The following is an 11501-nucleotide window of genomic DNA, read 5'->3' on the forward strand; positions in this document are numbered from 1 at the left end:
GGTGCCCGAACTGCCGAAGACCCGCTCCGGCAAGATCATGCGGCGTCTCCTGCGCTGCAACACCCGGCCCGGCGGGTTTTCCGGGGGAGCGGGTCAGGATCGGACGAAGACGGCCACCGTGCGTGCCGGGACCGTCACCGTGCCTGTCGCCTGGTCGAAGGTCGACTGCTTCACGACGGCGTCGTCGCCGTTCGCCTGGACGGGGTGGAGCGTCACCTGGGCGCCCTTGAGGGCGGCCACGGTCTGCGGCCGGGCCTCGGGGGTCGCGTTGAGGACGACGGTGATCGACCTCCAGCGCGGGTCGACGCCGGAGGCGTCCAGGTGCATGGTCACGACACCCGGGGTCTCCGAGGTGCCGCTGGTTGGGAAGGTCAGCCGCTTCTGCGCCTCGGCCAGGCTGTCCAGCGCGAACGCGGGCGAGGAGGAGCGGATCCTCAGCAGGTCGCCGTAGCGGGCGCGGGCCGCGCCGATCGCCGCGCAGTCCGGCTTCAGCGCCGGGTCGGCGAGCAGCGGCCTGGCATAGGGCCACTTGTCCTCGTTGTCGGCCTTGGGGGGAAGGCCGGCGCCGAACCCGTTGCCCGCCGAGCAGTCCCACAGCAGCCGGTTGAACCAGTCGCCGGAGTCGAAGGAGTTGCGGTCGAGCGACTTGGAGCGCAGCCGCTCGCTGCCGGCGTGCACGAACGAGGTGCCCTGGCCGAGCACGGCGGTGGCCAGCGAGAGCGACTGCATCCGCACCCGGTCGGCCATGCCCGTCGCCTGCGGCAGCTTGTAGGCCAGCGCGTCGAAGAGCGTCTCGTTGTCGTGGGCGTCGACGTAGGTGACGGCCTCGCCGGGGGCGGCGGTGTACCCGGCGGGTGAGCCGTTGTAGTCCACCTCCGAGCCCTTGACGCGCCGCCCGTCGGAGGCGGTGAAGGTGTAGTCGCGCAGGTTGCCGGTCAACCCGACCTTGATCAGGTCCTGGTAGCGCAGCAGCCGGGCCCGCTGCGCGTCGGCGTCGCCGTTGGCGGGTGAGCCGTTGGGCGCCCCGGCCAGCCCCGAGCCGAAGCCCTGCACGCGGGGGTCGGCGTCGAACGGGCCGCCGCCGCGCACGGCGTCGCGCAGCCGGTCGTTGAAGGTGCCGATCCCGGTGCCGGCCATCCGGGCCTGGGTGGCCTGCTCGAAGCGGGCGTCGTCGGCGACCTCGCCGAAGTTCCAGCCCTCCCCGTACAGGATGATCGACTTTCCGTCGACGCCGTCGCGGGCGAGGGTGAGCCGGTCCAGGGCCTCGCGGACCGCGACCATGTTCGCCTTGGGGTGGTGGCCCATCAGGTCGAACCGGAAGCCGTCCACCCTGTACTCGCGGGCCCAGGTGACCACGGAGTCGACGACGAGCCTGCCCATCATGGCGTGCTCGGGCGCGGTGTTCGCGCAGCAGGTGGAGGTGGCCACGGTGCCGTCGTCGAGGAGCCTGTGGTAGTAACCGGGCACGACGCGGTCCAGCACCGAGGTGGGGTCCTGCCCGGCGGCGTGGGTGTGGTTGTAGACCACGTCCATCACCACCCGCAGCCCGGCCCCGTTCAGCCCGCCGACCATCTCGCGGAACTCCCTGATCCGCGACGACCCCTCCGGGTCGGAGGCGTAGGAGCCCTCCGGCACGGTGTAGTGCAGCGGGTCGTAGCCCCAGTTGAAGGAGTCCTTGGCCGCCGTCCGCGTGACGCAGGCCTGCTGCTCCTCCGAGTCGGGGGCCATCGAGGCCAGGTCGCAGTCCGGTTCGGTCCGCTCGGACCTTCGTTCGGGGACGGTCGCGATGTCGAAGACCGGCAGCAGGTGCACGTGGGTCAGCCCGTCCCTCGCCAGGGCGCGCAGCTCCCTCATGCCCGCCGAGTCACCGGTGAACGCGCCGTAGGTGCCGCGCCTGGCGGCCGGGACGGTCGCGTCGGAGGCGGAGAAGTCGCGCACGTGCAGCTCGTAGACGGACGCCCTGTTCTGGGGCACGGCCGGGGGTTTGGCCGCCGGCGACCAGCCGGCGGGCCGCAGCGCCCGGTCGGACAGGTCGACGAGCTGGCTGCGGCCGGACCCGGCCGACAGCGACAGGCTGTAGGGGTCGGTCACCTCGTTGACGACGACCTTGCCCGTGGCGGGGACGAAGACCGTCACCAGGAACGTGTAGTAGCGGTCCTTCCAGTTCCGCTGCCCGCGCGCCGACCAGACGCCGGTGCGGTCGTCGCGCCGCATGGCGTGCACGGTGCGCGGCCCGCCCGAGGGGTCGCGGTACAGGGCCAGCTCGACCTTGTGCGCGGTCGGCGCCCAGACCGACAGCCCGGGGACGCCGCCCTTCCAGGACGGCCCCAGGGCGGCGCCGGCCGCCCCGGCGTACAGGTCGTCGAGCACGCCGGGAAGCTGCACGCCGGTGGCGGTCAGCAGGGCGCCCGAGACGTCGCGTTCGACGGCCACGACCTGGCCGCGCGTGGCCTCCCGGACCAGGTCGGCGTCGCGCGGGTCGACGGTGAACGCGGCGTGCCCGGCCAGGTGCGGCCATCTGGCCTTCTGCGCGTCGGTCAGCGCGCCGGGCGTCAGCCGGATCAGCCTGAGGTCGCCGGTCAGGTCCCCCTCGGCGTGGGCGATGCCGCCCTTGGCGGCGAAGGCCAGGGCGTAGCGGTTGGACGGCGAGGAGTCGATCTTCCAGGCGACGGTGGAGCGGTCGATCCAGTGCGCCGAGGACTTCGACAGGTCGGCGTCGGCGCCGCGCGCCGCCGGCTGGGGCAGCAGGTGACCCTCGCTGGCGGCGACCCGCCACACCTCGTGGCCGTCGGCGGCCAGGTCCAGCGCCTGGTTGTCGGGCAGGTCCTTGGTGTCGCCGTTGTGGATGATGTAGCTCACGTTCGCGGCCCCCTCGGTCAGGGGGACGCGGAAGTACACGCCGAAGGCGTCCCGGCCCGCGGGCCGAAGCGGCGTGGCCCACTCGGTGGGGGCCGCCACGTCCCCCCACAGGTGCAGTCCCCAGCCGTCATAGTTCCCGTCGGGCCGGTGGTAATGCAGGATCGCGACGTTCTCGGCCGCGGCGCGGGTGGCGTGGACCGTGGCCGAGCCCGACACGACGTGGGCGTCCGGCCGCGCGGCCGGGGTGAACGACTGGTCGGGACCGGGGTCCTTGACGTCGCCCCTGTGCACGATGAAGTTCACCGGGACCGACGCGTTCTTCAGCGGGACCCGCCAGAACGCGCCCGAGGCGCCGACGCCGTCCGGGGGCCTGGGCGCGGCCCACTCGGTGGGCACGCCGTCGGCGAGCCCGTCGCCCCACAGGTGCAGCCCCCAGCCGTCGTAGGCCTTGTCCGGCCGCGAGTAGTGGACGGTCGCGTACCCCTGCGCGGCGGCGCGGGAGACGTGGGTCGCGGCCGCCCCCTGCCTGAGCCAGACCTCGCCGTTCCTGGCGGGGTCGACGATCCGGTCGCCGCCGTCCTTCTCGTCGCCCTTGTGGACGATGATCCCGACGTTGGTCGCGCCCGGCTTGAGCCTGATCCAGGCGAAGCGGCCGTAGTCGTCCTCACCGGTCAGCGGCAGCGGCGCGGCCCACTCGGTGGGGTTCTCCACGTCGCCCCACACGTGCAGGCCCCAGCCGTCGTAGTCGTTCTCGGCGCGCTGGTGATGCACGACCAGCCAGTCGCGCGTCACCGTGCCGGGCTGCTCGAGGGCGGGCTCGGCGCCGACCGTGGCCGTCGCCGTCGCCGAGGCGAACCGTCCCGCGGAGTCCTTCACCACGGCCTTGTACGCGACCTTCGTGCCCGCGGCGAGACCGCGCAGGTCGTGGAAGACCCGGAAGACGCGGGAGGAGCCGTCGCCGGTCGCCGAGGCGTTGGGCGCGTCGTCGGTGCCGATGACCCTCCAGGGTCCTTCGCCGGCCTTGGCGGCGAAGGTGACCTGGTCGAAGCCGGTGCCCGGCACGGTCGCGGTGACCGGGATCCTGCCGTCCTCGGCGGTGCCCCGGATCTCGGCACCCGGCAGGGCGACGGAGACGGCCGGGGCCGTGGCCGGGGCGGCGAGCCTGGCCGAGGCGCGGTAGACCACCGCGGACAGGGCCGGGACGGTGAGCCGCAGCTTCGTGTCGGCGCCGGTGGTGAGCGTGGCCGGTCCCTCGCCGTACACGCGGGTGAAGGCGGCGCCCGCCGAGAAGGTGGGCACGGGCGCGGTCGCCGCCTGCTCGGCGTTGTTGACCGCGACCACGTACTCGATCTGCCTGCTCGCGTCGATCCTGGAGAAGGCGTAGACGCCGCCGGAGGCGAGGCGTTCGATCTGGGCGCCGTCGGCCAGGGCCGGGTGGGCGTCGCGCAGGCCCGCCAGGGCGGCGATGCCGCGGTAGAGCGGGTGGGAGGGGTCGTGGTTGTCGCGCGCGTGGGTGGCGTCGGTGCCGATGAGGTCGTCGTCGAGGTAGTCGGCGGCCTTGGCCGGGAACAGCGGCGCGCGGGCGTCCTGGTCGCCGCCCGCGCCGGTGAAGCCCTGCTCGTCGCCGTAAAAAACGACGGGCTGGCCGCGGGTGAGGTACATCAGCTCGTGGGCGAGCAGGTCCCTGCGCAGCAGCTCGGCGTCGGGCGCCCCGGGGTTGTCCTGGGCGATGAAGCGGCCGATGCGGCCCATGTCGTGGTTGCCGAGGAACGTCGGCAGCGACGAGGCGTTGCCGTCGGCGTCGGTGTGGTGGTCGTCCCCGGCGTACAGCCTGGCCAGCCGGGTCGCGTCCGCGGTGCCGCCGACGAAGGAGCGGGCGGCCTCCTGGAAGGGGAAGTCCAGGGTGGCGTTCATGCCGCCCCGGGTGGAGTAGCGGCTGGTGAGGGCGGGCTCGCCGGAGTAGACCTCGCCGAACATGAAGAACCGCTTGTTGCCGTGCTGGGCGGCGTAGCCGCGCAGCGCCGGGGAGAAGCGCTCCCAGAACTCCATGTTGACGTGCTTGGCGGTGTCGATGCGGAAGCCGTCGAGGCCGGTGTCGCGCACCCACGTCCGGTAGATGTCGATCATGCCCTTGACGACCTCGGGCCGCTCGGTCCACAGGTCGTCGAGGCCGAAGAAGTCGCCGTACTGGTCGTTCTCACCGCTGAAGGTGGAGTCGCCCCGGTTGTGGTACATCGTCGGGTCGTTCAGCCAGGAGGGCGTCTTGGCCCTCTTCGGCGCGACCGGCGTGTACGGGAACGAGCCGGTGTCCACCTCGGGGAAGGTGTCCTTGCCGGCGTGGTCGCGGTCGTCGAAAGGCCTGCCGTCGGTGTCGACGTAGGGGTAGGCGCCCTTGGAGCGGTAGGAGTAGGTCTTCTCGGCGTAGTCGACGACGTCGGCCGTGTGGTTGGTGATGATGTCGAAGAAGACCTTCATGCCGCGCCGGTGGGCCTCGCGCACCAGCTCCCTCATCTGGGCGTTGGTGCCCAGGTGCGGGTCGATGCGGGTGAAGTCGGTGATCCAGTAGCCGTGGTAGCCGGCCGAGACGTTCGCGCCGGTGCCCTGCACGGGGCGGTTGGCGAACGCGGGGGTGATCCAGATCGCGGTGCTGCCCAGCTTCTTGATGTAGTCGAGCCCGCCGAGCAGGCCCTTGAGGTCGCCGCCCTGGTAGAACCCCTTGTGGGTCGGGTCGAAGCCGGTGGCGAGCCGGTCGCCGGACAGGCCGCCGGTGTCGTTGCGGGGGTCGCCGTTGGCGAACCGGTCGGTCATCGCGAAGTAGAGGCGCTCGCGGCTCAGGTCGGCGCGCAGCGCGTCGCGGGCCAGCTCCCTGTCGGAGGGCGCGACGGTGCGGCTCAGCGGCGAGACCACGGGCGCGCCGGTACCGGTACCGGTGGTGGCGGCGGGCCCGGAGACCCGCACCGGGGAAGCGGGTGACGGGACGGGCGGGGACGCCGGGGACGTCACGGACGCCGGGGACGCGCTGGACGCGGGGGAGGCGGACGCGGTGGCGGGGGTCGGGACGGCGGCGAGGGGGGTGATCAGGGCGGTCGCGAGTGCGAGGCTCGCCCGCAGGGTGGTTCTCGCGCGCCGTGGGGGGAGTGGCCGGACCACGGAGGCCTCCACGGAGGTTGTTTCGGAGGTATTGCCCGGAAGTTACTCATTGGGACACGTCTGTGCAATCCCTTGCGGCAATTTTCTGAATATCCGGTAAGCCGACGCTGCCGGGGAGGGGGCACGTCGACGGAGAGAATCGTGCAAATAGGACTTATAGGTATTTAAAGTTCAATACGGACGGCTGGATTTGCGGGGTGCTCTCTGGATTCACCCTCTTTGAGGGGCATATGTAACGACTTTGCAGAATCTTGCAGAAACTTCTTCCACTCGGGTTCACGTCGGCGTAACGTCCGGCGTACTCCAGATCGGGCCGGACGGCCGCGTTCGATTCCGTTCGACGTCCGGCCACCCCCTTGAACCTGAGGAGAGAACATGCGGCGAGCCTTCCCGGCCGCGACGATCGTCGCGGCCCTCGCCCTGGCGGTCTCCGCCTGCGGTGGCGGTGACGCCGCCCCGGCGGCGCCCGCCCAGTCCGCGGCGGCCGACCCGTCGAAGATCAGCGGTGAGATCACCTGGTGGGACACGGTCCGGCCGGACAGCGAGGGGCCGACGTTCCAGGCGCTCATCAAGGACTTCCAGGCGAAGTACCCCAACATCAAGGTCAAGTACGTCAACGTCCCCTCCGACCAGGCGCAGAACCAGTTCCAGACCGCGGCCCAGGCCGGCGCCGGCGCGCCCGACGTGATCCGCTCCGAGGTGGCCTGGACCTCCCAGTTCGCCTCGCTCGGCTACCTGCAGCCGCTGGACGGCACCCGCGCCGTGGAGAACGAGACCGACTTCCTGCCCGGCCCGCTGAGCAGCACCAAGTACCAGGGCAAGACCTACGCGGTGCCGCAGGTGACCGACACCCTGGCGCTGCTGTACAACAAGAAGCTGCTGGCCAAGGCCGGGCACGAGAAGGCCCCCACCACCGTCGAGGAGCTCAAGCAGGTCGCGCTCGACGTCAAGGAGAAGACCGGCGCCAACGGACTGGCCCTCAACGTCGACTCCTACTTCCTGCTGCCGTTCATGTACGGCGAGGGCGGTGACCTGCTCGACGTGGAGAACAAGAAGATCACCGTCAACTCCCCGGCCAACGTCAAGGCCATGGCCACCGTCGCCGACCTGGTCACCTCCGGCGCCGCGCCCAAGCCCGCCATCCAGGACAGCTACGCCAACGCGATGACCGCCCTCAAGGACGGCAAGGCCGCGATGATCTACAACGGCCCGTGGTCGCTGGCCGAGCTCTACCAGGGCAAGGAGTTCAAGGACAAGGAGAACCTGGGCATCGCCCCGGTCCCGGCGGGCTCGGTCAAGGCCGGCGCCCCCACCGGCGGCTGGAACCTGGCGATCTACGCCGGCTCCCCCAAGCTGGACGCCGCCTACGAGTTCGTCCGCTTCATGAGCACCCCCGAGGCCCAGGCCAAGGTCGCCAAGGAGATCAGCCTGCTGCCGACCCGTACCTCCGCCTACTCCAACCCCGACGTGCAGGGCAACAAGGACGTCGCCGTCTTCAAGCCGATCATGGACACCGCCTCCCCCCGGCCGTGGATCCCCGAGGGCGGCCAGCTCTTCCAGCCGCTGCTGGAGGGCTACCAGTCGCTGGTGGGCGGCAAGACGACCCCCGAGGAGATGCTCAAGAAGGTCGACGGCCAGTACCGCGGCATCTTCAAGGACTGGAGCTGAGCCGTGGCGCTCTCGACTGGGCGTGTGAGCGACACGACCAGGGACCGGACCGCGGGCGCCGACGGCGCCCGCGGCCAGGGCCGCCGGTCCGGCGGCGGCCCGTTCCGGCAGGCCGTGGGCAGGCACTGGTACGCCCTGGCCATGGTCACCCCGGTGATCCTGGTCACCGGCCTGCTGGTCGGCTGGCCGCTGGCCCGCGGCGTCTACCTGTCGCTGACCGACGCCACCGAGGCCAACATCGGCCGCACGATCGGCGTCAACGTCATCCCCTCCACCTATGAGTTCGTCGGTCTTGAGAACTACGTCGGGATCCTGACCAGCTCCCTGTTCTGGGAGAAGCTGACCTGGACCGTCATCTGGACCGTCGCCTGCGTGGCGCTGCACTACGGCCTGGGCCTGGGACTGGCGCTGCTGCTCAACCGGAGACTCCGGTTCCGCTCGGCCTACCGGCTGCTGCTCATCCTGCCGTGGGCCATCCCCGGGTTCGTCTCCGCGTTCATCTGGCGCTACCTGTACAACAGCGACTTCGGCGTGATCAACGCCATGCTCAGGGCCGCCGGCCTGGGCGCGGTCGGCTGGCTCGACGACCCGACCACCGCGAAGATCGCGGTCGTCGCGGTCAACGTCTGGATGGGCGTGCCGTTCATGATGGTCGCCATGCTGGGCGGGCTCCAGTCGATCCCCGGCGAGCTCTACGAGGCCGCCGAGGTGGACGGCGCCACGCCCTGGCAGCGCTTCCGCTTCATCACCCTGCCCGGCCTGCGCACGGTGTCGAGCACCGTGGTCCTGCTGGGCACCATCTGGACGTTCAACATGTTCCCGGTGATCTACCTGATCAGCGGGGGAGGGCCGGGCAGCTCCACCGAGATCCTGGTCACCTACGCCTTCCGCGAGGCCTTCACCGGCGTCCGCAACTACTCCAACTCCGCGGCCTGGGGAGTGATCATCCTCCTGCTCCTCGTCGTGCTGGCCGTGGTCTACCGGCGCTCGCTGCGCAAGCAAGGGGAGGTCTGGTGAGCACCGCCGACATCAGGGGCGCCGCGAACCCCGCGGGCACGGCCGCCGTACGCGGCAAGGGACGCGGGGAGCGCGGGGCGGGCAGGTCGATCCTGCTGCACGCGACCCTGCTCGCCGCCGTCCTCGTCTCGCTCTTCCCGATCGTCTGGCTGGTCCTGACCTCGCTCAAACCGCGCGACGGCTGGCTCTCCAGCGAGCTGGAGATCTTCAACCAGCCCTCGCTGGACAACTACACCCGGGTGCTGACCGGGACGCAGTTCCCGACCTGGCTGCTCAACTCGGTGATCGTCGCCGGGCTGACCACGGTCATCGGCGTCTTCCTGGCCTCCACCACCGGGTACGCGATCAGCCGCTTCCGCTTCCCCGGCTACCGCGGGGTCATGTGGATGCTGCTCGTCACCCAGATGTTCCCGGTGGCGATCCTGATCGTCCCGCTCTACAACCTGATGGCCGGCCTCAAGCTGCTCAACCAGATCCCCGGCCTGGTCATCGCCTACATGACCGTGGCGGTCCCGTTCTGCGCGTGGATGATGAAGAGTTACTTCGACTCCATCCCGCGTGAGATCGACCAGGCGGGGATGGTCGACGGCCTGACGCCGTTCGGCACCTTCTGGCGGCTCATCCTGCCGCTGGCCAGGCCCAGCCTGGCGGTCACCGCGTTCTACTCCTTCATGACCGCCTGGGGAGAGGTGGCCTACGCGACCGTCTTCATGTCCCAGGAGGAGAAGCGCACGCTCGCCGTCGGCCTGCAGCAGTTCGTCGGCCAGCACTGGTCGGACTGGGGCCTGCTCACCGCCTCCGCGGTGCTGATCGCGGTGCCCGCGGCGGTCGTCTTCCTGCTGGTGCAGCGCCACCTGGTCGCCGGGCTCACCAGCGGTGCCACGAAGGCCTGACGCTCCCGTGCCATCACGTCCTGACATGTCATCCGATCGGGGGACCCAATCATGACCGAGCTCGTCCACGCGGACCCGTCGCCGTCGGGCGCCGGCACCGCCACCCGGTGGTGGCGCGACGCGGTGATCTACCAGGTCTACGTCCGCAGCTTCGCCGACGGCAACGGCGACGGCGTGGGCGACCTGCTCGGCGCGCGCGGCAGGCTGCCCTACCTGGCCGACCTGGGCGTCGACGCGATCTGGCTCACCCCGTTCTTCACCTCGCCGATGGCCGACTTCGGCTACGACGTGGCCGACTACCGGGACGTGGACCCGATCTTCGGGTCGCTGGCCGACGCGCGGGCCCTGATCGAGGACGCCCACCGGCACGGCCTGCGCGTGATCGTGGACGTGGTGCCCAACCACACCTCCGACCGGCACGCCTGGTTCCTGGAGGCCCTGGCGGCGAGATCCGGCGAGGCGGCGCGGGAGCGTTACATCTTCCGCCCGGGCCGGGGGGCGGCCGGTGAGCTGCCGCCCAACGACTGGGAGTCGATCTTCGGCGGCCCGGCGTGGACCCGGCTGCGGGACGGCGAGTGGTACCTGCACCTGTTCGCCCCCGAGCAGCCCGACCTGAACTGGGAGAACCCCGAGGTCCACGCGGAGTTCGAGTCGATCCTGCGCTTCTGGCTCGACCTGGGCGTGGACGGCTTCCGCGTCGACGTCGCCCACGGCATGGTCAAGGCCGAGGGGCTGCCCGACGTCGGCCACCCCGACCAGGTCCAGATGATCGGCGCCGACGTGGTGCCGTTCTTCGACCAGGACGGCGTGCACGAGATCCACCGCGCCTGGCGCAGGCTGCTCGACTCCTACCCGGGCGAGCGGATCGGCGTCGCCGAGGCGTGGGCGCCGTCCCCGCAGCGGCTGGCCAACTACGTCCGTCCCGACGAGATGCACCAGGCGTTCAACTTCCACTTCCTCAAGAGCCCCTGGCACGCCGAGGGGTTCCGCGCGGTCATCCAGGAGTCGCTGGCCACCGCCGCCCTGGTCGGCGCGCCCAGCACCTGGGTGCTGTCCAACCACGACGTCAAGCGTCACGTGACCCGCTACGGCGGCGGCGAGCTCGGCCTGCGCCGCTCCCGGGCGGCCGCCCTGCTGACGCTCTCCCTGCCCGGCTCGGCCTACGTCTACCAGGGCGAGGAGCTCGGCCTGCCCGAGGTCCTCGACCTGCCCGAGGAGTTCCTGCAGGACCCGCAGCGCCACCGCAACCCCGAGGACGGCCGCGACGGCTGCCGGGTGCCGCTGCCGTGGGCCGACGGCGAACCGCACTTCGGCTTCAGCCTGCTGCCGGGCACCGGCGCCCCCTGGCTGCCCATGCCGGCCTCCTGGGGGCCGCTCAGCGTCGCCTCCCAGCTCGGCGACCCGCTCTCCACGCTGAACCTCTACCGGGAGGCGCTGAGGATCAGGCGCGAGCGTCGCGGCTTCGACGACGCCCCGCTGACCTGGATCGACTCCCCGGAGGGGACGCTGGCCTTCCGCCGGGGCGACGGGTTCGCCTGCACGGTCAACCTGACCGGCGAGCCGGTCGCGCTGCCCGCCCCCGGGCGGATCCTGCTGGCCAGCGCCGGGACGACGGTCGAGGACGGCCTGGCACGGCTCGCCCCCGACTCCGCCGTCTGGTGGGGAACCGATGTCGCATAGCGGGGGCGCGCTCGGCAACGGCACCGGCGGCACCGGCGGGGGTGGCGTCGGCGGCACCGCCCGGCTGACCGACATCGCCGCGCACGCCGGGGTGAGCGAGGCCACGGTCAGCCGGGTGCTCAACGGCAAGCCGGGCGTCTCCGCCCTCACCCGGCGCTCGGTGCTCGCGGCCCTGGACGTCATGGGGTACGAGCGCCCGCAGCGGCTGCGCCAGCGCAGCAACGGCCTGATCGG

General features: G+C 71.5%; 6 protein-coding genes. 5 read left to right on the top strand and 1 reads right to left on the bottom strand.

Annotated features, from left to right (window positions below; all coding sequences use genetic code 11):
* Positions 1–93 precede the first annotated feature (93 nt).
* Positions 94–6009 (bottom strand): pullulanase-type alpha-1,6-glucosidase, encoded by a 5916-nt coding sequence (gene pulA, locus AB0G16_RS37420; protein ID WP_362815551.1) that lies wholly within the window; start codon positions 6007–6009, stop codon positions 94–96.
* Positions 6010–6384: 375 nt separating this feature from the next.
* Between pulA and AB0G16_RS37425 the strand changes: the two genes are divergently transcribed.
* From AB0G16_RS37425 to AB0G16_RS37445, 5 genes are all read left to right on the top strand, one after another.
* A complete protein-coding gene (locus tag AB0G16_RS37425) occupies positions 6385–7677 on the top strand; it encodes an extracellular solute-binding protein (protein ID WP_362815552.1) in 1293 nt (430 codons plus the stop codon).
* Positions 7678–7701: 24 nt separating this feature from the next.
* Positions 7702–8694: a sugar ABC transporter permease gene (locus AB0G16_RS37430; RefSeq protein WP_362815553.1), complete on the top strand. Its 993-nt coding sequence runs from the start codon at positions 7702–7704 to the stop codon at positions 8692–8694.
* A complete protein-coding gene (locus AB0G16_RS37435) occupies positions 8691–9587 on the top strand; it encodes a carbohydrate ABC transporter permease (RefSeq protein ID WP_362815554.1) in 897 nt (298 codons plus the stop codon). Before AB0G16_RS37430 ends, AB0G16_RS37435 begins: the two co-directional genes overlap by 4 nt.
* 51 nt (positions 9588–9638) lie before the next feature.
* On the top strand, positions 9639–11267 hold the full coding sequence (locus AB0G16_RS37440) for a glycoside hydrolase family 13 protein (protein ID WP_362815557.1): 1629 nt from the start codon (positions 9639–9641) through the stop codon (positions 11265–11267).
* The coding region (locus tag AB0G16_RS37445) for a LacI family DNA-binding transcriptional regulator (RefSeq protein ID WP_362815559.1) at positions 11257–11501 on the top strand (245 nt) is incomplete at its 3' end. The genes AB0G16_RS37440 and AB0G16_RS37445, both read left to right, overlap by 11 nt.

Origin of the sequence: Streptosporangium sp. NPDC023615, from assembly GCF_040640155.1 — a bacterium.
Classification (GTDB): Bacteria; Actinomycetota; Actinomycetes; order Streptosporangiales; family Streptosporangiaceae; genus Streptosporangium.

Bases quoted from the DNA above. Each gene is read 5' to 3' on its own strand.
- AB0G16_RS37425 (WP_362815552.1), top strand. From the start codon at position 6,385: ATGCGGCGAGCCTTCCCGGCCGCGACGATCGTCGCGGCCCTCGCCCTG.
- AB0G16_RS37440 (WP_362815557.1), top strand. From the start codon at position 9,639: ATGACCGAGCTCGTCCACGCGGACCCGTCGCCGTCGGGCGCCGGCACC.